This is a genomic window from Pseudolabrys sp. Root1462 (genome assembly GCF_001426945.1).
Taxonomy (GTDB): domain Bacteria; phylum Pseudomonadota; class Alphaproteobacteria; order Rhizobiales; family Xanthobacteraceae; genus Pseudolabrys.
The window spans coordinates 199574-226192 of record NZ_LMFS01000001.1; the positions used below are offsets into that span (position 1 = coordinate 199574).

The following is a 26619-nucleotide window of genomic DNA, read 5'->3' on the forward strand; positions in this document are numbered from 1 at the left end:
GACGCGCTAAAACGCTTCCGGTGCGCCCGTAGCTCAGCTGGATAGAGCATCAGACTTCGAATCTGAGGGTCGGGAGTTCGAATCTCTCCGGGCGCGCCAGGATCTTCACTCGCCATTTTTGGGCGGACGACGAAGGCAGTCTTCGCTGCCTGTCGGGTTCCTCAATCTGACCCATGCCAGCAGGAGAGGCTCACGCGGGGTGTAGTCCCCCGTCAGAAGCCGGACGCGTTCTATAAGAATCGTACGATGAGACGCCTCGCATCGGGAGCGATGCAGGCGCGCGGCAAAGCCTTCGATCTGGACGATCCCGTCGCCAATGCCGGCTCTCCGCTTTCAGACCACGGTGCCGAACAGCTTGCCGATGCCGGCCGTAATCGCCAATGCCAACGCGCCCCAGAAGGTCACGCGGGCCGTGGCGCGGAGCATGTTCGCGCCGCCCGCTCGCGCGCCGATCGCGCCGAGCAGTGCGAGAAAGGCCAAAGAGGCCCCCGCGACGACGGGCACCAGTGCGTACGAAGGCGTTACGACGACCATGAGAAGCGGCATCGCCGCGCCGATGGAAAACGTCGCGGCGGATGCCAACGCCGCTTGCACCGGCCGCGCGGTGGTTATTTCCGAGATTCCGAGTTCGTCGCGGGCATGGGCGGTCAATGCGTCACCCGCCATAAGCTGTTGAGCCACCTGGCGGGCCAAGGCCCGGTCGAGGCCGCGCTTGACGTAAATTTCCGCCAGCTCGTCGAGTTCGAAAGCCGGATTGTCGCTCAATTCCTTCCGTTCGCGCGCGAGGTCCGCGTGTTCCGTATCCGATTGAGAACTGACCGAAACGTATTCGCCGGCGGCCATCGACATGGCTCCCGCCACCAAGCCGGCGCTCCCGGCGATCAGGACCTCGTGCTGTGTCGTGGCCGCCGCTGCGACGCCCACGATCAGGCTTGCGGTGGAGATGATGCCGTCATTCGCCCCGAGCACCGCCGCGCGCAGCCAGCCAATTCGGCTGACGAGATGGTTCTCGGTGTGAAGTCGGGCCATCATATGCCGCCTGTCATATCCGCCCGAGCAGCATCAGAATGATGACGATGATCAGGATCGTGCCGATCAGCCCAACGCCGCCGTGGCCGAAGCCGTAGCCGTAGCCGCCGAAACGGCCGCTGAAGCCGCCCAGCAAAAAGATAATCAGGATGATGACGAGAATGGTACCGAGTGACATGGTCGATCTCCCCTTGTTGTGAATGCACGGATATCGAGCTGGTTATCAGTTTATCTCCGCTGCGAAGCTCACTCTTTCTTCTCGATGGAAATTCCGCCTTTACCGACATTGATCTCGATGCCGGTCGTCTTCTGACGCTCCTGGTAGAGCTGATAGCTGACCACTCCGGCAACGACGACCAGCGCGGCAATGGCGACGTAGAGAAAATTGCGGTTCATGATTGTGTGTCCTGAGGCTTTACCGAAAGCAGGGCGGCCGCGGCTGCCGTTGTAATTTGACGTAAATCTGCGTGGTCCGTAGAGCGATGATCTTCACGCGAAAATCCGGACCCGCCGTAACCGGGAACGGGAAACAATATCCTCGCCTATCGTTTATTCTTTCCCGTTAGTTGCATTGAGCTATGTCAATTATGATTCCGGCCGCTTCATCGTGCCGTTGAATTGGCTCGACTGGGAAATCCGCAGGTGAGGGCGGTCTTGGCAGCCGCTTCATCGCTTCGCGAGGATTGGCGGCGAACTCAAAACACGGCGCCAGCGGCCGGGGCTGGCGCCGGTGAGTCGCTTCAGCGTGCTGTTGAAATGGCTTTGACTGGCAAACCCGCAGGCGAGGGCGATCTCGGCCAATGAAATTTCCGACTGCGACAACAGCGTCTTGGCACGGTCGATGCGCCGGCCCAGAAGCCACTGATGCGGAGCGACGCCGGTCGTCTTCCGGAAGGCGCGTCTGAACTGTGAGACCGACAGTCCGCATTCCCTCGCCAGGTCCGCCAGGCTGATGTCGAGGTTTGCCTCCATGAGGCCCTTGGCATGGCGTTCCTGCCAGGGGGCGAGGCCATAGGCACGTTGCTCGCGAGCGCTCCGGGAGGATGCCCCGTATTTGACGAGGACGTGAACCCCGGCCGCCGTCAGAATCGAATCTAGCAAGAGATTGCTTCCCGCGTGGCGGTCGTCGAAAGCCGCAAGCGTCGCCGCCGCCAGATGGCGCATCACAGGATCATCTTTGCCGACGCTTTGCTTGTAATCGAAATCCGATATCGGCTGAACATTCTCCTGCTCGGCGAATAGGTTCAACGTGGCCAGCGGCATATAGAAATGCAGGACGTGCGACGGCCGCCGGAACAGGCCTTGCGGCTTCTGCCGCAGATCGAAGAAATGCGTGTGGCCGGCTTGCCTTACGTCATTGACCGATACCGGCCGGCCATTCTTCCAGAGTTCGTGATCGGCCACGGGAAGAAGCAGGACTGACACGAGAAACGCATCGTCATAAGGAAGCGGTTCGCTGAGATCGGGGGTCGGCTTATCAAACTTCAGTTCGGTGACCGCCAGCGAGCCTCTGCCCATGGTGCGCTCGCGGTGCCATCGCGAACTCGACATGCGGTACACGGCCGCAAAGTCGTCGCCGATCGGTTTCCGGTCGGGAGAGGCCTTGCCCATTGCAGTCTCCGGATAAAATTCCGACGGGCATTGCTACGGCTTATTGCGCATCACCAAAACTTGAAAACCCTAGCGCCGCGCCCCTGTTGATACAATGATTGTCGGCTTTTTCTTATGAATCAGCACGATAAGTCCGTGGAATTTGTCGGACCGGTCGCGGCCGATAATGGCGCGGCCGGAAGATGAAAATTACGCACGTTTTTTGAAAGACCGTGCCCCAGTCTGCTTATTTAATACGGTTCATTAGTGTTCAAATGAATCCTGGCCGTGAGCCAGGGGGGCGTTGGCGCCCCGATTTCTATCGACAGTTGCTTTCGAGTGTCAGCGCAGGGGCGAGCCGGAACATGATGGACGCGGTCGCACACACCCAATTGATCGAGCAGGGCAGGCCCGTCAGCGAGAGCCTGTATGAGCTGGAAGCGGAGCTGATCGATCAGCTCGTCGGCCAGTGGTACGTCGAACTCCCGCGGCAACGCGGGTCGATCGAGGATCTCCTGGTCAGCACAAGGCTGACCGATTTGAACGGCGAGGCACGCCGATTGCTGCAGGCGTCATCGGCCGATGAACTGGCCGGCGCCAGCCTCGCGCGCTTCGTGGCCACCTCGTCGCGTCCCGCCATGGCGGAGCTGCTGGAGAAAGCGCGTGTCGGTTCGACCGAGGTGACGAACTTATGCCTGTTGACGACGGAGGGAGCGCCCGTCGGCATTCGGCTCCTGGCCGCGCGAACGGGCGAGGGTGACGACCGTCTCGTCCTGGTGGGCAGCGAAAGTCCGCTGCCCGATGCCACGGTCGACGAACTGATCAAGAACGAGGAGCGCTACCGTCGGCTTTTTCAACGGATGCCGATTGCGCTGTGGCGCGTCGACCCCCGGGGAGTGAAATCGCTCCTCGGCGACGCGCGCGATGCCGGCGTGACCGACCTCGTCGCCCATTTCAATCGTCACCCCGAGCTCTTCGAGCTGGCGATGGATTCCATCACCATCGCCGAAGTCAATGAGCTGACGGTGCAGCTTTTTGGCGGGACATCAAGCGTCGACTTCATTCGCCCCATCCGTAGCTACTGGAAGGCGCGGCCTGACACCCTGCGCCGGGTGATCGGCGCCCGATATCGCGGTCTGCCGCAGTATACCGAGGAGACCCAGGTCTGCGGCATTGACGGGCGAGTTGTCGATGTCGTGATGTCGATGGCATTCCCGCCGCCGGACGACATCGACGGCGATTGTCTGGTCGGCATGATCGATATCACGAACCGCCGGCAAGCGGAGGTGCAGCTTCGCGAGTTGCAGGACGAGTTCGCGCGCGCGGCCCGTATCTCGATGCTCAGCGAATTGACGGCCTCCATTGCCCATGAACTCAGGCAGCCTCTGGCGGCGATCACGACGCATGGCGACGCGGCGATGCGCTGGCTCGCCGCGACGCCGCCAGTTGTCGATCGGGCCGTCAAAGGCCTGGAAGGCATGGTGAAGGCGGCGGATAGGGCGAGCGCCATCATCCAGCGCATCCACCGAATGGCGATCAATGAGGCTGCTCAGTGCACCAGCGTCGACATCAACGCGGCGATCGCCGACATCGCGATATTCGTCAAACACGATCTGCAGTCCCGGCAGGTCGAGTTGGTTCTCAATCTCGAGGATGGCTTGCCGGCCGTATTCGGCGATGAAGTGCAGTTGCAGCAGGTGATGCACAACCTGGTCAGGAACAGTGCGCAGGCCATTGCGGATGGCCAGTGTCCGCTTCGCTGCATCACGGTCTCGACGGCACGACGAGGCGACCACATCGAGATCGTGGTCGAGGACACCGGGCCGGGAATCCCGCCCGAACAGATCGACAGGCTGTTTACGGCCTTTGAGACGACGAAGGCGGGTGGCATGGGCATCGGCCTCACGCTGTGCCGCTCGATCGTCATTTCTCACGGCGGCACCATCGAGCCGGACGTGTCTGTCTGCGATGGAGCCAGATTCCGCATTACTCTGCCGGTTCAGGTCGACCCCTGACGTTCGGCACAACGCTGCGGCCTCGGCGGCGCCGCGGCAACGGCATCGGCCGTCCGGAGGGCTGAGGGGGAGCCTCCGGACGGACCGATTGTCGAGCCTGAATTAGCGGCTCGACTCTTCCGCGAACGGCACGCGATTGAACTCGCGCCGCTCGGCCTTCGAGTAGCCGGACACGTTGGCCCGCACCCGCGCCGGAGCGTAGGCATAGGCGTTGAGTCCATTCGTTTCCTGGTTCTGGATCGCCTGGGGGACCTGGCCGAACTCGTCGAGACCGGAGTCCGACGCGAAGGCGGTGTTGGCAAAGCCGAGGGCGAGCAGCGCAGCGAGAGCGATCTTGGTCTTGGTCATGGTGATTGTCCTTATTTGAAAGTTTGAATTCGGCGACCCGGGTCAGTCCGGATCGTGATGCACACTTAGAAGCTGCCGCGTGCCACGACCATTATGCGGAATGGTGGATGGCCCAAACATTGGTTTGGGTGAGGCCGGCGTTCGGCCGTCCTATCGCAATGGCTTTGGTGGTCCGGTAACGAGCGCGTGCGATAGCAACGTGAACGCATCTCTGTCATGTCACGCCGATCGGCTGCCGCGCGAACCAATCTCGTGCCGTCTCGTAATGAACGCCGATGATTGTATGCAGCGCCGAGGATGATGGCTCGGCTCGCGCGTCGGTCCGCCTTTGAGCAGGCCCTGGCCGGACTTGCGGCAGCAATACATACGTTCGTATGGGGTCCTAAACTTATTGGCGATCGACGAAAACTCATGTCGGGGCGGAGCAGCCCCAGCCATGCCGTAGCATCAGCTCAATCAGAAGCGATCGAGTTTCTCTTCGCAAGTTCGTGATCGCAGCCTCGCAAGGCGCGGCGGCGACCTTTAGATGTTCACGCGAACCAAGGTGCTGGCGATGAAAGTCAAGCTTTGTGAGTCTTGCCCCTATACCCCCACCGACATCGGCCCGCATTACTCCGTCGACGCCACAGAGTACTGCTGCTTGGCATGCCCGTCGCTTGTCGCGAAGACCGTGGTTGTTGCCAAGCGTCGGCGCCGCCGCCGGGTCTTTCGCCCCGTCGAGCCGGGTGCGGCGCTTGCCGTGACGGCCGGAGCGGGGCCGGGAATCTGACCACAGGAACAGCCGATGCGCCGGTCATTGTTATTGCCGATTGCGTGTGTAGTCGCCGTCTTCGTGGCGGGCGGCATCACATGGCGGCACCTGAGTTCGTTTGCCTCGACGAAGCAACAAGTCCCTCACCGTGAAGTGCCACCTCCCATCCCCGCAACGCTGGGCGCAGCCGAGCGCAAGAACGTGCCCGTCTTTCTTGACGGCCTCGGCACGGTGCAGGCTTACAACACCGTGACGGTCAATACGCGTGTTGACGGCACGCTCGACAAAGTGAGCTTCGTCGAGGGCCAGAAGGTCCAGGCCGGCGACATTCTCGCGCAGATCGATCCGCGGCCCTTCAAGGCGTCGCTCGATCTGGCTATTGCCACAAAGGCCAAGGATGAAGCGCAACTGGTCAATGCGCGGCTCGATCTCAAGCGCTTCCAGCAAAGCGGCACGCTCGCCACGACCCAGCAGCAGATTGATACGCAAGAGGCGCTGGTGAACCAGCTAGTCGCCACGGTGCAGGGCGACCAGGCGAATATCGAAGCGGCGCAGGTCCAGCTCGACTACACGACGATTCGCGCGCCGATTTCGGGCCGCACCGGCATCCGATTGGTCGATCAGGGCAACATCGTTCACGCCGCCAATACGACTGGCCTGGTCGTCATTACACAGTTGCAGCCAATCTCGGTGATCTTCACCCTGCCGCAGGACGAGGTGCAGAATGTTATCCATGAAATGGAGGCCTCCAGAGTGCCGCTGATGGCGGTCGCGCAGGGGCGGGACGACCGCCGCACGCTCGATACCGGAACGCTGAGCCTCGTTGACAACCAGATCGATCCGACATCCGGGAACGTCCGCCTCAAGGCCACCTTTCCCAACGCCGAATACGCGCTGTGGCCAGGACAGTTTGTCAATGTGCGGCTGCAGCTCAAGACGCTCGATAACGTGGTGACCGTGCCATCGACCGCCGTGCAGCGCGGTCCAGATGGCATGTTCGTCTACACCGTCAAGCCTGACACCAGCATCGCCATTCAGCCCGTCAACGTCGCGCAGATGTCGCAAGGCGTATCGGTCATCGACAAGGGCATCTCCGTCGGAACGCCCATCGTCGTTGCGGGCCAGTTCCGCCTGAAACCCGGCAGCCGCGTGCAAAGCGTGCCCGGCACCGCCGAAGCCGGCGGGAAATAGGGCGCCATGTCGATCTCAGCCCCCTTCATCCGCCGGCCGATCGCCACATCGCTGCTGATGGCGGGGATATTCCTGATCGGCGCCGCCGCTTACCCGTTCCTGCCCGTGGCCGCGCTGCCCGACGTCGAATTTCCCACCATTCAGATCACGACGCAGCTTCCCGGCGCCGATCCGGTCACGATGGCGACGTCGGTAACGGCGCCCCTGGAGCGCCAGTTCGCGCAGATCCCCGGCGTTACGCAAATGACTTCGAGCAGCGTGCTCGGCGTCAGCTCGATCACCGTACAGTTCGATCTCGGCCGCAATATCGACGGCGCCGCGGGCGACGTTCAGTCCGCCATCAATGCCGCCGGCGGGCAGCTTCCGAAAAATCTGCCGTCGCCGCCGTCCTATCGAAAGGTCAATCCGGCCGATCCGCCGATCATGGTGCTAGCCTTGCATTCGGACGCGTTGCCGATCACGACGGTCGACGATTATGCCGAGAATATTTTCGTTCAGAGTCTGAGTCAGATCAACGGTGTCGGCCAGGTCCTGGTGTTCGGCCAGCAAAAGCCGGCGGTCCGTATCCAGGTCGATCCGCAAAAGCTCGCCGCCTTCGGGCTCGGGCTGGAAGACCTGCGGGGGGCCATTACCAACATTACTACCGACAGTCCCAAGGGCAGCGTCGACGGCGCGACGCGCACCTTCACGATCTACGGCAATGATCAGTTGCTGGCGGCGAAGCCGTGGAACGACGCCATCATTGCCTACAAGAATGGTGCGCCGGTACGCGTGCGCGACATAGGTCGGGCGATCGAGGGCCCGGAGCGAAGCAAGCTCGCCGCCTGGGCCAACGGAAAGCGCGCCGTCATCCTCGCGATCCTCAAGGAGCCGGGCGCCAACGTTATCGATACGGTCGATCAGATCAAGGCGCAGCTGCCCCAACTTCAGGCGACCATTCCGCCCGCTATCTCGGTCGATACGATCATCGATCGGACCACGACCATCCGGGCGTCGGTCGCCGACGTTCAGTTCACACTGATGCTGACGATCGTCTTGGTCGTCATGGTGATCTTCCTTTTTCTGCGCAATCTATCTGCGACGGTCATTCCGAGCATCACCGTTCCCTTGGCGCTCGTCGCCACCTTTGCCCTGATGTATCTGGCCGGGTTTAGCATCGACAATCTGTCGTTGATGGCTCTGAGCATCGCTGTGGGGTTCGTCGTCGATGACGCCATCGTGATGCTGGAGAATATTGAGCGGCATGTCGAAGAAGGGCTGACGCCGCTGCAGGCGGCTTTCAAGGGCGCCGAGGAAATCGGATTCACTATTCTGTCGATCAGTCTGTCGCTCGTGGCGGTGTTTATCCCGCTGCTGCTGATGGGCGGCATCGTCGGTGCGCTGTTCCGCGAATTCGCCATCTCGGTCACACTGACCATCGCGGTCTCGGCCCTAGTCTCGTTGACGCTCACGCCGGTGATGGCATCCCGGTTCCTGAAGGAGAAGAAGCGTGTCCATCACGGCAGGCTTTATCTGGCGTCCGAGCGCATGTTCGACATGCTGCAAGAGGGTTACCGGCGCAGTCTCGACGTGGCGCTGCGACATCGCGGCGTGATGCTCGGCGTGTTTTTCGCCACCGTGGCGCTTTCGGTCTATCTGTTCGCGGTCATTCCCAAGGGCTTCTTCCCGACCGAGGATAACGGCTTCATCATCGGCACCTCGCAGGCCTCCCAGGACGTGTCCTTCGCCGAAATGTCGCGCCTGCAGCAGGAGCTGGGCAAAATCGTTGCGAGTGATCCGGACGTGACGAACGTCGGCATGCTGGTCGGTGCGACCGGCAATCAGACCCAGAACAACGGGCGCATGTTCATCGCCCTCAAGCCCAAAGAGCAACGCAAAGCGTCGGCGAGCCAGATCATCGAGCGCCTGACACCGAAGCTTGCGAAGGTGGAGGGTGTGTCACTTTTTATGTTGGTTGGCCAGGATATCAATATTGGCGGCCGGCAATCGCAAACGATGTACCAGTATTCACTGCAGAGCGCCGACCTCGATCAGCTTAACGAATGGGCGCCGAAGATTTACGAGAAACTTAAGACATTGCCGCAATTGACCGGGGTTGCGACGGACCAGCAAACCGGTGGCACGACACTGACCCTGACAATCGACCGCGACCAGGCAGCGCGTTTCGGCATTCAGCCGCAGCTGATTGACGATACCCTCGACGATGCTTTCGGCGAGCGCCAGGTCACTCAATACTTCACGCAGGTCAACAGCTATCACGTCATTCTGGAGGTTCTGCCCCAGTTCCAGAATGCGCCGGACGTGCTGTCGCGTCTATATGTCAAGTCGCCGCTGACCGGCCAGCAGGTGGCGCTCAGCACGCTGGCGAAATGGACCACGGCGCCGACCGCGGCGCTGTCCGTCAGCCATCAGGGCCAGTTCCCGGCGGTGACCTTGAGCTTCAATCTCGCACCCGGCGCCGCGCTCAGCGACGCGGTAACGGCGATCCGGCAGGCAGAGACGGACATGAACGTGCCGGCGGGCATTAACGGGACTTTTCAGGGATCCGCCGCGGCGTTTCAGGACTCATTGAAGTCCGAGCCGCTGCTCGTACTCGCCGCGCTGGTCGTTATCTATCTCATCCTCGGCATTCTCTACGAGAGCTACATCCATCCCCTGACCATCCTGTCGACGTTGCCGTCGGCCGGCGTCGGCGCCTTGCTGATGCTGATGGTGTTCGGATTCGACTTCAGCATCATCGCGCTGATCGGCGTCATTCTCCTCATCGGCATCGTCAAGAAGAACGGCATCATGATCATCGACTTCGCCATCGTCGGCGAACGCGAACGCGGCCTCACGCCGCTCGAAGCGATCCGCGAAGCATGCCTGCTGCGCTTCAGGCCGATCATGATGACGACAATGGCGGCGCTGCTTGCCGGCTTGCCGTTGATGTTCGGCAACGGCACAGGGTCCGAACTGCGCCAGCCGCTGGGCTATTCCATCGTCGGTGGTCTGATCCTGAGCCAGGCGCTGACGCTCTACACCACGCCCGTGGTGTTCCTCTATCTCGATCGCGTGAACCGGTGGCTGTCGAGTCTGCGGCGGGCGCCGCAGACGGCGGCTGCCGATGAGCAGCCTGCGGAGTAAAGCAAGATGACGACTGAAATCCAGGCTGACATAGGAGCCCGAGCGGCGCGCGGCGCGTGCCGCTCGGGCGATGTCGTGGCGCGAATCCGCCCCGAAGCGCCGCCGCTCGAGCAGCCGCCAAGTGCGAAAGCGCCGCCGACCGCGCCCACGGCCGCCGGAGCGTCGATCCAGCAGGAGCACGGGCGTTGGCTGTCGCTGCGCACGGCGCTGATGGCGGGTGGCATCATCGTCGCCGCCGTCGGCTCGCTCATATTCTGGCTGGAAGGCGGGCGATACGCCACCAGCGACGACGCCAATGTGGCTGCCGCAAAGGTGCTGGTTACGACCGACGTCTCCGGTCTGGTGTCGAGCGTGAAGGTGCGCGAGGGTCAGAACGTCAAGGCCGGCCAGGTGCTGTTCCAGGTCGACCCGTTGCAGTTCCAGATTGCGCTCGACAGCGCTCGCGCCAATCTCAATCAGGTCGCTCTCAACATCCGTTCCATGAAGGAGACCTACAAGGAGCTCCTGAGCAATGTCGAGTCGCAGAAGGCGCAGGTCGCGCTCGATGTCGTCACCAACGACCGTAACGCCAATCTCGTCAGCAACAACGACGTGCCACGCCAGGTTTACGATCAGTCGCGCTACACGTTGCAACTCGATCAGGCTCGCCTGAAGTCGCTGCAACAGCAGGCCGAGGTGCAACTCGCGACTCTGGCCGGCAATGCGGACATTCGCGTCGAGGATCACCCGCTGTACCAGCAGGCCAAGGCCGCGGTCGACGAGGCGCAGCGCCAGCTCAATCATGCGACGGTACGCGCCCCGTTCGATGGCGTCGTCACGCAAGTCGATTCCTTGCAGCCGGGGACTTATCTGGTGTCGCAAACCGCGGCGCTGACCGCGACCGGCGCTGTGGCGCTGGTGTCGGCCTCCGACGTCTGGGTGACGGCGCAGATGAAGGAGACGGAACTTACCTACGTGAAGGCGGGCGATCGCGTTGACGTCACGATCGACACCTATCCGGGCATGACCTTCAAGGGCACCGTGGAGAGTATCAGTCCGGCCAGCGGCTCCGAATTTTCCATCCTGCCGCCGGAGAATTCGAGCGGCAATTTCGTCAAGGTGGTGCAGCGCGTCCCGGTGAAGATCGCGATCGATCAAACGCCGGGCGGGCCGGTTCTGCGCGCCGGCATGAGCGCTTATGTGAGCATTGGCACAGGTCACCGCCGCAGCCTGTCGGATCTGTTCTGATGGAGTGAAGGCCATGGGGTCGGCAACGGCTGGAGCGTCGGCGGTCGTGCCGCAGCGCACTTTCATCACGGTTTGCGTGATGCTCGCGACTTTGATGCAGACCTTGGACACGACCATCGTCAACGTCGCATTGCCTTATATCCAGGGCTCGCTGGCGGCATCTCCTGATCAGATCACCTGGACGCTGACCGCTTATATTGTCGCCGCCGCGATCATGACGCCGCCGATTGGCTGGGTGGCAGCAAGAATCGGCCGTAAGAACCTGTTTCTCATCTCCATCGCGGGCTTCACCGTGGCGTCGATGCTGTGCGGCACGGCGCAGACGCTGACCGAGATCGTCCTGTACCGCGCGCTGCAGGGCGTGTTCGGCGCCTCGCTGGTACCGCTGTCGCAGACGACGATGCTCGACATCTATCCGCCGGAACTGCACGGTCGCGCCATGTCGGTCTGGACGATGGGCGTCGTTGTCGGGCCGGTGCTGGGGCCGACCTTGGGCGGCTACCTCACTGCCTATGAATCGTGGCGCTATGTCTTCTATATCAATCTTCCGCTCGGCATTCTTGCCTTTGCCGGCCTGTGGTTCTTTATGAAGGACGAACGGCCGCCGACCACTCCGAAGTTCGACTGGATCGGCTTTGCCGTGCTCGGCCTTGCGGTGGCGTGTCTGCAACTGTTGCTCGACCGCGGCGAGACCAAAGACTGGTTCGGTTCGACCGAGATCATCGTCTATGCGGTGCTCTGCGGACTCGGCTTCTATCTTTTCATCGTTCACCTCTTCACGGCGAAGGACGTCCTCGTTCCGCTGCGCATTTTCAACGATAGGAATTTCGCGGCCGGGCTGGTGCTGGTCTTCGCCGTCGGCATGCTGATTCTGGCAACCTCGGCACTGTTGGCGCCGTATCTGCAGACGCTTTCCGGCCGCTCGGTCGAGAACACCGGCTTGCTGCTGGCGCCGCGCGGCCTTGGTACCATGATCGGCGTCGTCATTGCCGGGCGTCTCTCCGACCGCATGGACCCGCGCATCCTGATGGCGATTGGCATTCTCATCATCGCCGAGACCCTGCGCGAGATGACGCACTGGACGCCGGATATCGATGCCTGGTCGCTGGCGGTGAATTCGATCGGGCAGGGCTTTGGCCTCGGCTTTGTGTTCACGCCGCTGCAGGTCCTGGCCTTCGCCACGCTGGCGCCCGGCCTGCGCACCGACGGCACGGCGCTGTTCAGTCTGCTGCGCAACATCGGTCTGGCCATCGGCGTGTCGGCGACCTCCGTGCTGCTGACCCAGGCGACTCAATACGAGCACGCGGTGATCGGCGCAGCCATCACACCTTTCAATCGTAATCTGCAGACCGACGGTGCCTATTTTTCCTGGAATCCTGTCGTGCCGAGCGGTGTCGCTGCTCTGAACGCCGAGGTGACGCGACAGGCGGCCATCATCGGATATGTCGATGATTTCAAGTTTCTGCTGGTGGTCAGTTTGTTGATGTTGCCGTTGTTGTTGGCAATGCGGGCGCCGAAACACGAAACCAGCGGTGTTCGACTCGCCGCAGAATAAGTGGGCTGCTTCATTATTGGTCGCTCCGCTGCCTTCGGCTCACGCCATTAGCGTTAATTCCGCTTGCCAATATCGACACACGTTTCGGTCGATATAATTCCCATACGCAATCCACAGTACTTATATACTACCGGGGACGGGCGATGAGGGCAGCGGGCGTTTGGTCAGCTTCAGTGTTTCTTGTCCTGGCCGGCGTGGCCGGGAAGCCGGTCGCCGTGGCGGAAACGGCGCCGGGGCAAGGTCCGCCGGTTGCGCGCGAAAGGCTGTTCGTCGCTCCGCCAGTGGCGCGGTCGCGCCAAGCGACGGCGGCACCTCATAAGGCAAAAGCTAAGTCTACAAATGTCAGGGCAACTTCGCACCCGCGGCCCGCCAAGCCGGATCAGCCGGCGCGAGAAGCGCGCCCGCATGCCGAGGAGAGAGCAAAGTCCGCGGCAGCGGAACCACAACGTTTCTCTGAGCCTAGCCCCCCCACGCCGCGACGGCGCGCCATCCCGCGCGACGAGATCATCATGCCGTTGCCCGAGCCGGGCGCGGGCGCGCAGGTCCCGGCTGCGCTGCCGAGCGCGCCACCCGCCGCGTCGCAAGGGCCGCCGCTGCCGGTCAATATGCAACCAGTTCCGCCGGCCATTGCGCCGGCTGCAATCCCACCGCCGTCGGCGCCTTCGGCCGCGCCGCCACTCGTGACGGCGGAGCCGGACCGCAACAGGCTGAACATCATCCGCAGCGCTCCCGAGCAGATCGGCGAGACGCCGAGCCAGTTCATGTGGATCCGCGACGGCCTGATGGCGGCGCGCGACCCGCTCGACGGCATGCTTGTCTTCTTTGGTGACGACGGCCGCGTGCTCGGGCGCGCCAAACTGCCTGACGGCTTCGATACCGAGGACATCGTCAGTCTGCCGACCGCGATCCGGCTGATCGACTCATCCCATCGCACGCAGATCACCATCCAGCGCACAATCGACCCGGCGACGACGACACTCCTGCAATCGACGCCCAACAGCTCCGACTCGACGGTGCGCGCCCGGCGACTGACGCGCCGCGGCCCGCAGGAACTCATTGTCAACGACGAACGGCAGAACGGTTCGCGCCCGCTGACGGTCCGCTCGTTAACCGGCGCCCGGCTGGCACAGGCCTATGAAATTTCGCCGGGAACCAATGACAATCGCTATGTCGCCACCGAGGAAATCACCGCCGTAAAGCCCGCCCTGACGGTGCGCGTGGTCGTGCAGCGTTTCGACAAGGACGGCAAGCTCACCGGTATCGCTTATGTGCCGCTCGACAGCTTCGAGCCGGTGTCGCGCAACTTCATTGCCATCACCGGCGGCGGGCTGCTGCGTGCGCTGCGGCCGACGGCCGATGGCGTCAAGATCGACGAGTACGATTTCGTCGCGCCGCCACGCGTCGGCAACCGCCGCCTCAATGACAGCGAGCTCAAGAGTTTGTCGCGAAAGGTGCGCGAGATCGCCGTCGACGCGAACGTACAGGGTGACAGTTCGACACCTTTCAACGACGGCGGGCCGCATCTCGACCTCGCTATTCCGTCGCCGCCAAAGATCACGCGCGCCCAGGTGCTGGAAAATGCCCGCGCTTTTTTGACCGTCGACTGGGTGATGCGACGCGAGAACTTTTCCCGTCCCGGCATCGTCAATCGCTGCGATCCCGCGCGCTCCTATGTATGGCAGCGGCCGCATCATTTCACTGAAGACATGATCGGCACGACGATAGGTCCGATGCCGTATCGTTGGGGCGGCGAGGACACGCCGCAATCATTCCGCACGCGCACCGGATGGGGCGCGCTGGCCGGCAGCATCTGCACCTGCCGTCAGGCCCAATACAATTATTGCATCTTCGCCGATTCCGCCGGCGTCGATTGCTCCGGCTTCGTCTCCAGGGCCTGGGGAATCGAGAAGCGCGGCACCAGCGGCCTTCTCGATGTTGCGACCGATGTGGAAAGTCTCGAAGCCTTGAAGCCGGGCGACGCCTTCGATTGGCCACAGCGTCACGTGCGGCTGTTCATCGGTCTCGTCGAAGGCCCGGCGATCAGCTTCAACACTCTGGAATCATCGACGCGCTCTCAATGCGAAGGCGTGTGCGAACGCGCCTATCGGCCGAGCGAACTGAATGGCTTCCGGCTCATCCGCTTCAAGAACATCATCGACAACGGCGTTGTCGCGTCGACCGGCCAAAACGGTGGCGCCAAACCGGATGGCCCAGCGGCGGCGCCGGCGCAAAGTACCGAAGTGACAGCAGCCACCACCATAGCAAACAACGGAAGTGCGACGACGGCGAAGAGGCGTGCAGTGAATCCACCCAGACGAGCGGTGCCCCGCGTTCACGTAACGCAAAGGCGGGCCCAATGGCGATGATACGCGCGCTGCTCCTTCTGGTGATTCCGCTGATGGCACTGCTCGGCGTAGATGAGCGCGCGGGGGCGATCACGAGAGAGGAAGACATCGTTCGCGATCTCAACGAAACGTTCAAAGCGCCATCGACATTTCCGCCCAATAACGCATTGAGGCCGGCTGGAGAGGGCACGCATAATGATAATCGCGATAGTGGCGGCCGCACCGTAACGCCGTTTCAGGATGAGGGGCCGCCCCCTGATGAGACGCTCGACGTTGTGCCCGACCGGACCTATCCATTTCTCGTGGCCATCGTTGACGGCAAACGTTCGCCGCAAGAAGGTTACGTCTGTGCGGGCACGCTGATCGCTCCGCACTGGGTCGTCACGGCCGCACATTGCACTTTTAGCTGGGTGCGGCGCTGGCCGACCGATCCCGATGTTGTCGTGCTGTTCAACACGACGCGGCTGTCGCAGCCAGGCCCTAAGGTGGCCGTCACACGCGTGATCCCGCATCCCGATTACGACGCGCGCACCCTCAAGAACGATATAGCGCTGCTGAGGATCGACATTCAGGGCCGCCGCTTCGGCCCACCGCTCAAGCTGGAAGGGCCGCCAATAGCAGGGCAAAGGGGCGAAATCGCTCACGTGGTCGGCTGGGGTGTGACCAATCGCGATTTACTGGCTCGCCGGAAGGCCGAAGTGCAGCAACTGCTGCAAGTCGTCGTGCGCGGTGACGCCTGCTTTTCCGCCGGCAGTTTTCCCAAACTCCGCGGCACCGGTGTGTTCTGCGCAAGCTCGCTTCTAGCGCACCACGACACCTGCTACGGCTTTGGCGGCGGCCCGATTGTCATGCGCGATCAAGCGGGTGAACGCTATCGCGGCGGCATGGTGGCGTGGCCGGCGGCCTGCCCGCCACCGACTGAAAAGATGAACGCTTATCTCGACGTCCAACGATTCGTGCCCTGGATCAAAGGCATCATTCAATCCAATGGCGGGGCGGGCGGATGATGGGGGGGCTTACGCGAAGCCTGATTGCCGCCGCGCTTGCTATGGCCGCTTTGCACGGCCTGCATGCGCAAACACAAGAGAATCCTTTGCGATCTTTGCCGCAGGTACAGAAGCTCTACGAGCAGCGTCTGGACAGTCTCAGGTCAGGGGCGCCGTCCCGGGTCTTTTCGGGCACCGCCAGCGTGGTGCCGAGCCGGGCCCAAACCTATGCCGTGTCGCTCGGCGTCGCCGGCGTGCCCCAACAGCGCGGCCATTTCTGCGGTGGTGTTCTCGTCAATCCGCATTGGGTACTGACAGCGGCGCATTGCGTTGCCGACCCGGCGGGCGCGAGCGGATCGTCGCCACGATCGCCTCTCGATCCCGCAAACTTGCAGATCAGGATCGGCACCAACGTGCTGCACACTGGCGGCGTCTCGAGGCCAATTGCGCGCATCGTGATCAACCCGGAATATCGCGTTACGGCGGAAGGCGTCCCGGAAAACGATCTTGCTTTGTTGCAGTTTGCTGAACCGCTTCCGGGTCAGCCGGTGTCAATTGCCGATGACGCGCTGGTGCGGATCGGTATTCGCGATGGCGATCGCCTGCTGATCATGGGCTGGGGCACAGCAAGCTTTGCAGCCGACAGTCCGATCTCCAACAACCTCTTACTGGCGGTTGTGCCGGTGGTCGGCACCGCTAAGTGCAACGAAGCCTATGGCGGCGCGGTGACCGACAGAATGTTCTGCGCCGGCCTCGGCGCTGCCGATGCCTGCCAGGGCGACAGCGGTGGGCCTGCATTCATTTACAACGAGCGAGGAATGACGGAGTTGACCGGGATCGTCAGTTGGGGTGCAGGCTGCACAGAAAAACGCTCTCCCGGCGTTTACGTCAACGTCACCAAATATCGGGATTGGATCAATGGCGTCACCGGTGCGCGTACAGCGCTGCAGTAGCGTACGCAGGATTGTTGCCGCCCTGGCAGTGTTCGCCGCATTCGCGGCGGCGCCCGCGCGTGCGCAATACGAGCAGTCGCTTGGCCCCACCGCGCTTTATCCCCCCGTGCTCCGTCAAATCGACCATTCCAATTTGCCGTTGTTGATGCGTGACGCCATCCAGGCCATCGCCATCGGCACGCGGGCAGTTGCGATGAAGCCGCGCATTTTGGGCGGCGAGCAGTCGCCGTCCGGCATCTATCCCTGGGCGGCTTCGATAGGGCTCAAGGGCATCGCGCCGCGCGACGGCCATTTCTGTGGCGGCGCGTTCATCGCGCCCGACTGGGTGCTGACCGCGGCACATTGCGTGCAACCCGATCCGGCCGGCAAGATTCAGGCCTACGGGGAAAGCAACTTTCTCGAGACGGGCGGCAAGATCTTTGCAATCGATCGCGTCGTCGTTCACGAACGCTATGACGAGGAGACTCGAGAGAACGATATCGCGTTGCTGCACACGACCGAGCGATACGGCGGCGAACTCCTGCGTCTGCTTTCGCCGGCGGACGCCGATCGGCTGGCATCTGTCGGCACGCTCGCAGCGGCGGTCGGCTGGGGGCTGACCGCCGAGGGCACGCAGACACAGAACGCGCAGCGGCGAATCACCGTGCAGATCGTGTCCAACCAGACTTGCAACGGGCTCGCGTCTTACGCCGGCACCGTCACCGACGGGATGCTGTGCGCCGGGTTCGCCGAAGGCGGCAAAGACTCCTGCCAGAGCGACAGCGGTGGGCCCCTGGCGGTGGGAGACGGCAAAGGCATGCGTTTCCATGTCGGAATCCAGAGTTGGGGCGAGGGCTGCAGCCGGCCGATGAAATTTGGCGTCTATACGCGCACTTCCGTTTATTTCGGCTGGATCAAGGATCGCCTTGCAGGGAAGTCGCAGCCGCCACGGCCGCCTAAACCGCAGGTCGCCCAGACGCCGGCCTTGCCGGTGCCGGCGGCCACTCCATCGCGCACCGCGGCAGCGATCCCGACTCAACCGCAGACGCGCTCGGCCACGGCCCCCGCAGCGCCGTCGCAACCGCTGCAACTCGGGCCGCGCTCGCTCTATCCGCAGACTGCCGCCGCGCCATCCGAAGTGCCGATCGTGATGCGCGATGCGTTACAGTATTTGCAGAACAGGACGCGCCTGCTGGCGCTGAAACCGCGCATCATGGGCGGCGAAACCGCACCAGCCGACGGCTATCCGTTCATAGCCTCGATCAGCGTTCGCAATTCAAATCCGCGCGACGGCCATTTCTGCGGCGGCTCGTTCATCGCCGCCGACTGGGTGCTGACGGCGGCGCACTGCGTGAAGCCGGAGCAGGCGGCGAACATCCAGGTCTATGGCGGCAGCAACCAGCTCTCGAGCGGTGGCCGCATCTCTTCGGTGGATCGCATCATCGTGCACGAAAACTACAACACGGTCACGCAGGAGAATGACCTGGCCTTGCTACATCTGACGCAGCGTGCCGCGAACGCCACGGTGCGGCCGCTGCCGGGCGCCGAGGCCGACCGACTCGCTGCCGCCGGGGGAGCGGCGACCGCCGTCGGCTGGGGCTACACGGCGGAAAACGGCAACGTCCAGGATGTGTTGCGCCGGGTCGGCCTTGAGATCGTCTCCAACGAAGCTTGCAACGCGCCGAGCGCCTATGCCGGCGGCATTACTTCCGGCATGCTGTGCGCCGGCTTCCGCGCCGGCGGCAAGGACTCCTGCCAGGGCGACTCGGGTGGGCCGCTGGTGGTCAGCGATGGCAGTGGCGGCTTCTATCAGGCCGGCGTCGTGAGCTGGGGCGAGGGCTGCGGCACGCCGAACAAATACGGCGTCTATACACGCGTCTCGTCCTATCAAACCTGGATTGCCGACCAGATGGCGGGCCGCTCGGTGAGCGCTGCGCCGCCCTCCCGCGCGTCGACGCCGGCAACGCGTTCCGCGGCGCCTGCTGCCGCACCGGCTGCGCCGCCGCGCCCGCGCGCGACGCCGGGCAGCAACAGCCGTGCCCAGGCGCCAATGGCGAAGAAGCTAACGGCCAGGGAGAAGCGGATCATCCGCGCGCGACCGGTGAGGCGCGAGATAAGACGACCGGTTGCGGAACGCTGAGACATTGCGACGCGGCGCTATCGTGCCCGGATATCAACCGGTCGGGTGTCCCTGTTTGGCGGACCGAATTGGCGCCCAAGTTACTTCGGATTCAAAGTAAGGCGCATTAGGTCAGCGTTATTGCCTATAAATATATGATGATACCAGTGAGGCCAACTTCGGAGGCATTATCAGAATTCGTTACAACCCATGGGCGCGCTGTGTTATATTACTAGAATAAAGACAGTCGCGAGGCCCAAGCCATGACTGAAACACCATCGCGCAATGTCAATGCCGGCAGGGACGCCTCTGCCGCTGTGCGTCCAGGCCATAAGCTCTCGTATCCGGAAAACAGCGGATATCTTCGCTCTCGGGTGCTCAAGCGCTCGATCGTCGTCGGCCGTCACAAAACCAGTGTCAGCCTTGAGGACGTGTTCTGGAATGAATTGCGCCGCATCGCGCAGGAGCTTGGCGTCCATCTTTCGGAGTTGGTGGCGCGCATCGACGCTGATCGGCAGCACGGCAATCTATCGTCTGCGATTCGCCTCTTCGTTTTTGAAGAGCGGTGCAAGCACTCCGAGCCGAAGTATCATCAAGAGGCGCAGTCCGCCTGAGGCATGCGGCCGCAGGCAAGGTTGCTACCGTGAACGGGCGTGCACTCTGCGACCGCTACGGGTCGGCGGAGGCGCGTGGCATAATGTGCTTGCCAATGAGCAGGTTTGTGGCGTCGCCGGCCGGTACCGGCTTGCTGTAGTAATAGCCTTGGACTTTCGCCACCGGCGATTTGGCGAGGAACAGCCACTGCGCCTCCGATTCAACCCCTTCGGCAATGACTTCAATGTTGAGCTCGCGCGCGATTCCCAGAATTGCTCGGGCCATGGCCGCGCTGTCCTGATCCTGGCTCGCCGCATCGATCAAAAGCTGCGGGACCTTGATCCGGTTCACATGATAGGTCCTGAGATAATCCAGCGATGAATACTTCATGCCGAAGTCGTCGATCGCGATCTTCACGCCGAGTTTCTGCAGCCTCTCCAGAACGTCGTTCTGTGCCAGCGTGGCCCGCGCAATCGTGGATTCGGTGACATCCAGCTCCAGATCCGATGGGGCAAGATGCCATTTCTCCAGCGTCGCGGTGACAAGCTCAACGAATTCAGTGGCGCCTTTGATCTGAACCGCGGACACGTTGACCGCGATGGACTGTGGGGCCACCCCGGCGGCGCGCCATGTGCTCATCTGCCGACAGGCGGCATCGAGCACCCAGTGTCCGATAGGCACAATCGTCCCGGTCCGCTCGGCGAGTTCGATGAACTGCCCAGGAAGAAGGAGCCCGCGTGTGGGGTGGTTCCAGCGGATAAGGGCTTCCATGCCGACAATCGCATTGGTGCTGAACTCGATCTGCGGCTGGTAGTAAAGCTCGAGTTCGTGGTGCTCGAGCGCCTTCCGCAGTTCATCCGAGAGGGCGACCTCCTCGCGCACCGCCGTGTCGAGTTCCTCCGTATGGAAACGATACTGGTCGCGCCCGTCGTCCTTGGCGCGATACAAGGCGACATCCGCCTGCGCCAGCATGTCTTCAGGCTTTGACGTCTCCGGCCCATATATGGCGATTCCGATGCTCGCAGTGATATGCAACTCATTGCCGGCGATCTGGATCGGCGCGGCGACCGCAGCGCGCAGCTTATCGGCAAGAGCTCCGGCGCTGGTTGAATCGGCAAGGTCGGACTGCAATACAGCGAATTCGTCGCCGCCCACCCGCCCGGCGAGGTCTGTGTCGCGAATACATTGCTGCAGACGTTCGCCGACTACGACAAGGAGTCGATCGCCAACTGGATGGCCCAGCGTGTCGTTGATATTCTTGAAGCGGTCCAGATCAATATAATGCACGGCGAATCCCGCGGCGCCGCGCCGGCTGGCCGCAAACAGCTGAAGCAGCCGTTCGTTGAAGGTTGCCCGGTTCGGCAGGCCGGTGAGGGAATCGGTACGCGCCAGATGAGCAATTTTCTCCTCGGCCGCCTTGCGCTCCGTGATATCCGACAACAACCCCTCGACTTCGATCAGTCGGCCCGTTCTATCGAGCAAGGGCATAAAGTGATTTTCGACCCAGCGGAATTCGCCCTTGCTCGTCATTATGCGAAATTCGTTGATGCCCGATTGGCCAGCAAGCGCCTGACTCATGGAATTGATGAGAGTGTCGAGATCATCGGGGTGGATGAGACTTCGATAAAGCATCGGTGAGGCTGTCAGGATCGCGGGGTCGTGTCCGAACAGCTTTATGTTCTGCGAGACGTAGATCATCGGGAGCGACGGCTCGCCGCGCATGCGGTAAAGAATGGTCGGCGTATTTTGCACGATGCGGTTGGCATCGGCGAGTTCGCGGACGTAGCGGTCGCGCTGAATTGCGGTGCCAAGCAGCTCGGCTATGGTCTGCAGCGCCTCGCTTTCGTAGGGAGCCCAGACGCGCTCCGGGTCACAGCTATCAAATCCGATCTGGCCCCAGTATCGCCCGTCCACCATGATTGGCACCAGGAGCACCTTTGCGACGCCAATCTTCTCAAGCATAACTTTGACGCTCGGAGGTGCGGTGTGCAGGTCGGCCCACACAATATGTCCCATCGACAGCGGCCTGACCCAGGCCAACATGTCCTCAGTCTCAATCGCAGAGCCCTGGAAGTAAGCCTGATCGATTTTGATCGCGATCCGGGGGCTCTCCCAAAGATAGCGCAACACAGGCCCGTGCCGCGCCTCCGCATTTTCCAGAACGATGATGCGATCCACCTGAATGACCTGACTGATCAGGCGCAAAGCTTGCTCAATGGCGTCGTCGAGGCTGGATGCGGTCACCAGTTTGCCGGCAATCGCATAAGCAGCGTGGACAAGCGCATCGCGCTGCTCTAGAGCGCGCTCGGACCGCTTGCGCTCGGTGATATCGCGGGCGATGCCACGGTAACCGCAGTACTTGCCGTGCTGATCGAACACCGGAGCGGCGCTGGTTTCCACGAAGGCGTCGCGGCCGTCCTTGCCGACGAATGTGACTTCCAGCATAGCGTATGCTTGCCGATTCGCCACGATCGGAGCAATTCGCTCTTCGAACCGTTCGGCTTCATCGGCGTGCAGGATCATAAACATCGGCTTGCCAACCAGCTCTTCGGACGTATAGCCCAGCAGTTTTGTAACGCTGGGGCTGACGTAGGTATAAAGCCTCTTCTCGTTAATCTCCCATACATAGTCGGTTGTCGATTCCACGAGGTCGCGATACCTCTTCTCGCTTTCGCGTATTGCCTCCTCCAGCCGCTTGCGTGCGGAGATGTCCATATAGGTGCCGACGATGCCGATCACTTGGCCATCGGAACCGAGCAGGGGCGCCTTGTTCGTCAAGAGCGTGATATGTCGCCCGTCAGGCGTCGTTTGCGGTTCCTCGATCAGGAGCTTGCTGTGACCACTCTCGATCACCTGACGGTCGTCCGCTCGGTACAGATCCGCCTGTTCGCGCCAGACCATCTGATAATCGTTCTTTCCGATGATCTCCTCGGGACGGGAAAATCCTGCGTCCTGCGCGAATGCTGTGTTGCAGCCCAGATAGACGGAGTTTCGGTCCTTCCAGAAGATTGTCGCGCCGACCGTATTGACGATGACGTCAAGCAGCTGTCTGGATTCCGAAAGTGCCGAGACGCGGATCATCCGGAAGGTATCGATCAGCAGCGCGACAAGCACACAGACGTAAGATGCGATCTTGAGAGTCGCGGCCATATCGACCATCGCGTCGTAAGGCTGTGTTGACAATGACATAGCGGTCTGTCCGGCAAGGCCGATGATGAGTGCCAATACGAGCCACTGTTCAAACAGATCGCTCCGCCATTTGCCTTTGGCCAGGTACAAGGCCAGAGCCAACGCGAAGATGGCCGCAGGGATCAACTCCAGCGGACGCGGAATGATCGGACTTAAACCATACGCTGGTGACGGTGGCACAATGGCGATGATCAGCAGACTTACGAACAGCAGCGTCAGAGTAATGCCATAGGCGGTGCGTTCGATTGGCGGTCCGGGCGGGATTGCGATCCGGTCACCAGACCCGAAAGCCGAGCTTAAGAGGAGCGCGATCGAGAGGAAGAAGCGCGACTCCAGCCAGCTCCAGGACGTGGCAAGAAGTGGTGCCGACGCCGCCAGCTTGGCGGAATAGGCCACGGTCACAAACGCGTAGTAGCCATCGAGAAGACCGGCGGCGAGAAAGCCACAGCCGATGAATAGAAAGGTACCGTCCTTGCGGCTGTAGTAACGAATGAGGGCAAAAATGCCGGCGATAAAAGCCAGCAACGTCGCAACGATCTCAATAGTCGTGTGGGTCTCGACATTGCCGCGCCACGCTGATCCTCGCAGCATAAAGGTGCCAGCGACACATGCCGCAAATACGGCTGCGTAAATGACGGGCCTGCGAACGGCGACCGCAGATGCGCTCATGGGCTTTCACCTTTCGAAGTCCATCGGCTTGGAAGCGGCGTCTGCCATCGCGTGTCGACCTAAGACCGGTCGAGGCGCAGTGCTGGTCCATGCGGCCGTTCGCGGGCAGAATTATCCGTCCGCGTCTTCATGGCAGTTTGATCTCAATCAAGAAGTGTTTTCGGCGTCACTCCACGCTGAGCTTAAATAGAAGGAACTGTTTCGGCATCATTTGATTTGAACACGTGTGACTTGGCGCTGTCCGACGAGGCGCGATGAGTATCGTTCCCATGTTTTGAATTAGGTAATACGCATAGGTGTCATCATTGTACCAAACAGGGCCTGAGATCGGGCCATTGCAGAATGTGCACGGCGCGGTCTGCTCAGTACAACGCTGCCAACCGAGAGTCCCCAACGGTGTGGCCGTTCATTTGGCGCCCTTGGAAGCCTTCGGCGACTTCGGACGCGACTCGCTCCATTGACCCTAATCAAAGCCGAATTACGCCCCCACGCGACAATGTGGTAGTTTTTGCGTGGTGAAGTTCATTAATGCACCGCGGCGACGATTCGCGTCACTTCGGTAGCCACTTCGTGCGGTGGGAACCGCGAGGTCGGCGCGCGGGCGGCAAACATCAATGGCACAGCTGTTCGATGATGGCGCGCATCAAGGTGCTGACGAACCGGCACGACCGAACCCGTCGGCCGCGGGCGACGACGCCATCCGGCTGGCAACGGTTGTCAGTGCGATCGCCCTGCTGCATTCGTCGGCGCCGGATTCGCTGATCCCGGAAATCCTGGAAAGGATCGGTCAGGCCTGCGGCGTCAGCCGCGTCCAGCTCTATGAGTACAAGCGGCAGCCCGCTGGCGCCATTGTTGCGGCGCTGCGTTACGCGTGGCGTGCCGTCGGCGTTGCGGCGCCGATGCAGAAGATCGGCGCGGAGGTCTCGGAGGGCCGCGATTCTGGCCGGCCGGCGTCGCTATCGGCAAAGGGCGAAACCGTAGCGCTTCTCACACGCGATGCAACCGAGCCGCTTCGAGGTTTCCTGACGCAGATGGGCGTTAAGTCGGTGTTGACGACCCCGGTGCTGGTCGGCGGAGAGCGTTGGGGCGAGATTGATTTCGAGGACTGCGTGTATGAACGCGCGTGGTCGGGGATCGAGATCGACGCCCTGGATCTCCTGGCCGAAATGATCGGCGCCGCCATCGGTCGCGCGCGCGACCTCCAGGAGGCGTCGGACGTCAACTGGATCGTCGAACATAGCCCGGTCGTTCTCTACAGGATCAGCGCGACCCCGCCTTATCCGCTGGTCTATATTTCGCGCAGCGTCAGCCGCTACGGTTACGATGCGCGTGACCTGGTGGCATCGCCCGGTCGTTATCTCGAATTGTTTCACCCCGACGACCTAGCCGTCGCGATAGCCGACATCAACGGCATTGTCGCGGGCCGCATCAGCGAAGCGCGGCGGGAGTGGCGCCTGCGTTCCGCCGACGGACGATACGTCTGGTTTGAGGATCGTACCCACGGACGCATCGGCACCGATGGCAAGATCCAGGAGATTGAAGGGCTTCTTGTGGACATCAGCGATCGCAAGTCTGCGGAAGCCAAAATCAAGGAGATTTCAAGCGTCGATCCGGTCACCGGGCTGCCCAATCGCAAGGCTTTCATGGCCGAGCTTGAGCGCGCCTTCGCAGCAGCGCGCCGCGGCGGGCCGGCCTTCGCAATCCACTACATCGATCTCGATCGCTTCAAGGATATCAACGACGTATTCGGCCACTCTAAGGGCGATGACCTGTTGAAAGCAGTCGCCGATCGGCTTCGCAGGCTGCGCCGCGGCAATACGGATGTGATCGCACGGTCAGGCGGCGATGAATTCGTTGTCCTGCAATCCGACATCTCTGAACCCTCCGGCGCCGGCGCCCTGGCGGCGCGTCTGCTCAAGGCAATCGCCGAACCGTTCAACATCGGAATCGAAGTTCACACCACGGCGAGCATCGGCATTGCCGTCTTCACGCCGGAAGTGACCGGGACCGAGGAGATGATCAAGCAGGCCGATCTTGCGCTCTACCGGGCCAAGGATCTCGGGCGCAACCAATTCCATTTCCATTCCGAAGCACTTGATGATGCGACCATCGAGCGCGTGATGCTGGGCGGCGATCTGGCGCGGGCGCTCGATCGCGACGAGTTGCGGCTCGACTACCAGCCGCTGGTGGAGGTCGCAACCGGCCGAATTGTTGGGCTTGAGGCGTTGGCGCGTTGGGACCATCCCCGGCTTGGGCCGATCGGTCCGTCGCGTTTCATTCCCATCGCCGAAAGCAACGGCACCATCCATCGACTCGGCCGCTGGGTCGTTGACGCTGTCTGCCACCAGATCTCCGATTGGCGCGCCGCCGGACTGAAGCCGCCACCGATTTCGTTCAACGTGTCGGCCGGGCAGTTGAAGGGCACCGTCGATTTCGACCGGCACCTCGCCGAGCGACTGAAGCACTGGTCGGTTGGGCCGAAGGCGATCGAAATCGAATTGACCGAGACCGTTCTGATGGAAACGACCCAGCACCATCGCGAGATCATCGCCCGCCTGTACAGCCTGGGGGTGCCGATCGCGATTGACGATTTCGGCACCGGCTATTCCTCGCTCAGCTATCTGCGCACCTATCGCGTCGATCACATCAAGGTCGCGCAGGAGTTCATCAAGGACATCAAGCCAGGTTCCGGCGACATCGCCATCGTTCGTGCCGCCATCAGCCTCGGTCGCGAGCTTGGAATTCCGGTGATCGCGGAGGGCGTGGAAACCGAATTTCAGCTCGACCTGGTGCGCCAAGCCGGCGGCCAGCTGGTCCAAGGCTTCTATTTCAGTCCGCCGGTGCCGGCGGCCCGCGCCGCCGAACTGTTGCGGCAGGGCACGCTGTCGCCAGAAGTCGCCGCAGGGCCGTCAAGCTGACCGCTACGCCCTCAGCCGCGTCGGGGCTCTACAGC

The 26619-nt window shown here is 62.1% G+C and carries 18 protein-coding genes and 1 tRNA gene; 13 read left to right on the forward strand and 6 right to left on the reverse strand.

The features are described 5' to 3' along the window. Window positions 1-22: 22 nt before the first annotated feature. Window positions 23-99 (forward strand) — tRNA-Arg (locus tag ASD45_RS00920). Window positions 100-333: 234 nt separating this feature from the next. Here ASD45_RS00920 and ASD45_RS00925 read toward each other — a convergent pair. The 4 genes from ASD45_RS00925 to ASD45_RS00930 form a co-directional block, all read right to left on the reverse strand. Beyond that, window positions 334-1029: a VIT family protein gene (locus ASD45_RS00925; RefSeq protein ID WP_056912519.1), complete on the reverse strand. Its 696-nt coding sequence runs from the start codon at window positions 1027-1029 to the stop codon at window positions 334-336. Between the two features lie 13 nt (window positions 1030-1042). Further along, window positions 1043-1207: a DUF3309 family protein gene (locus ASD45_RS22855; RefSeq protein ID WP_082540565.1), complete on the reverse strand. Its 165-nt coding sequence runs from the start codon at window positions 1205-1207 to the stop codon at window positions 1043-1045. 68 nt (window positions 1208-1275) lie between these two features. Then, window positions 1276-1425: a hypothetical protein gene (locus ASD45_RS23780; protein ID WP_164488354.1), complete on the reverse strand. Its 150-nt coding sequence runs from the start codon at window positions 1423-1425 to the stop codon at window positions 1276-1278. 270 nt (window positions 1426-1695) lie between these two features. Further along, the gene (locus ASD45_RS00930) at window positions 1696-2640 is read right to left on the reverse strand and encodes an AraC family transcriptional regulator (RefSeq protein ID WP_056909764.1); all 945 of its coding nucleotides are present in this window, start codon (window positions 2638-2640) and stop codon (window positions 1696-1698) included. Between the two features lie 344 nt (window positions 2641-2984). Here ASD45_RS00930 and ASD45_RS00935 point away from each other — a divergent pair, with 344 nt between their 5' ends. Next, a complete protein-coding gene (locus ASD45_RS00935) occupies window positions 2985-4634 on the forward strand; it encodes a PAS domain-containing sensor histidine kinase (protein ID WP_162249376.1) in 1650 nt (549 codons plus the stop codon). A 102-nt stretch (window positions 4635-4736) separates the two neighbouring features. Here the strand turns inward: ASD45_RS00935 and ASD45_RS00940 are convergent, their stop codons facing one another. Further along, window positions 4737-4982, reverse strand: a complete 246-nt coding sequence (locus ASD45_RS00940) for a hypothetical protein (RefSeq protein ID WP_056909766.1) — start codon at window positions 4980-4982, stop codon at window positions 4737-4739. Between the two features lie 526 nt (window positions 4983-5508). Between ASD45_RS00940 and ASD45_RS23240 the strand changes: the two genes are divergently transcribed. From ASD45_RS23240 to ASD45_RS00985, 10 genes are all read left to right on the forward strand, one after another. Then, window positions 5509-5751 (forward strand): hypothetical protein, encoded by a 243-nt coding sequence (locus tag ASD45_RS23240; protein ID WP_156380657.1) that lies wholly within the window; start codon window positions 5509-5511, stop codon window positions 5749-5751. 15 nt (window positions 5752-5766) lie between these two features. Next, complete coding sequence (locus ASD45_RS00945; protein WP_082540567.1) at window positions 5767-6924, forward strand: efflux RND transporter periplasmic adaptor subunit; 1158 nt, start codon at window positions 5767-5769, stop codon at window positions 6922-6924. A 6-nt stretch (window positions 6925-6930) separates the two neighbouring features. Further along, complete coding sequence (locus tag ASD45_RS00950; protein ID WP_056909767.1) at window positions 6931-10050, forward strand: multidrug efflux RND transporter permease subunit; 3120 nt, start codon at window positions 6931-6933, stop codon at window positions 10048-10050. A gap of 6 nt (window positions 10051-10056) precedes the next feature. After that, window positions 10057-11277: an HlyD family secretion protein gene (locus tag ASD45_RS00955; protein ID WP_082540568.1), complete on the forward strand. Its 1221-nt coding sequence runs from the start codon at window positions 10057-10059 to the stop codon at window positions 11275-11277. Window positions 11278-11290: 13 nt separating this feature from the next. After that, on the forward strand, window positions 11291-12832 hold the full coding sequence (locus ASD45_RS00960) for a DHA2 family efflux MFS transporter permease subunit (protein ID WP_056909769.1): 1542 nt from the start codon (window positions 11291-11293) through the stop codon (window positions 12830-12832). Between the two features lie 509 nt (window positions 12833-13341). Further along, on the forward strand, window positions 13342-15198 hold the full coding sequence (locus tag ASD45_RS23655; protein ID WP_056909770.1) for a hypothetical protein: 1857 nt from the start codon (window positions 13342-13344) through the stop codon (window positions 15196-15198). Then, window positions 15189-16184, forward strand: coding sequence for a trypsin-like serine protease (locus ASD45_RS23660; protein ID WP_056909771.1), 996 nt, complete (start codon window positions 15189-15191; stop codon window positions 16182-16184). Before ASD45_RS23655 ends, ASD45_RS23660 begins: the two co-directional genes overlap by 10 nt. Before the next feature lie 41 nt (window positions 16185-16225). Continuing rightward, window positions 16226-17116, forward strand: coding sequence for a serine protease (locus ASD45_RS00975; RefSeq protein WP_162249377.1), 891 nt, complete (start codon window positions 16226-16228; stop codon window positions 17114-17116). Between the two features lie 145 nt (window positions 17117-17261). Next, complete coding sequence (locus ASD45_RS00980) at window positions 17262-19235, forward strand: trypsin-like serine protease (RefSeq protein ID WP_162249378.1); 1974 nt, start codon at window positions 17262-17264, stop codon at window positions 19233-19235. Window positions 19236-19531: 296 nt separating this feature from the next. Next, window positions 19532-19828 carry a ribbon-helix-helix domain-containing protein gene (locus tag ASD45_RS00985; protein WP_056909774.1) on the forward strand — a complete coding sequence of 99 codons (297 nt, stop codon included), beginning with the start codon at window positions 19532-19534 and terminating at the stop codon, window positions 19826-19828. Between the two features lie 55 nt (window positions 19829-19883). On the opposite strand, the gene ASD45_RS00990 is transcribed toward ASD45_RS00985, so the two are convergent. Continuing rightward, window positions 19884-23666: an EAL domain-containing protein gene (locus tag ASD45_RS00990; protein ID WP_082540572.1), complete on the reverse strand. Its 3783-nt coding sequence runs from the start codon at window positions 23664-23666 to the stop codon at window positions 19884-19886. 614 nt (window positions 23667-24280) lie between these two features. Here ASD45_RS00990 and ASD45_RS00995 point away from each other — a divergent pair. Beyond that, the gene (locus tag ASD45_RS00995; RefSeq protein WP_056909776.1) at window positions 24281-26584 is read left to right on the forward strand and encodes an EAL domain-containing protein; all 2304 of its coding nucleotides are present in this window, start codon (window positions 24281-24283) and stop codon (window positions 26582-26584) included. Window positions 26585-26619 lie beyond the last annotated feature (35 nt).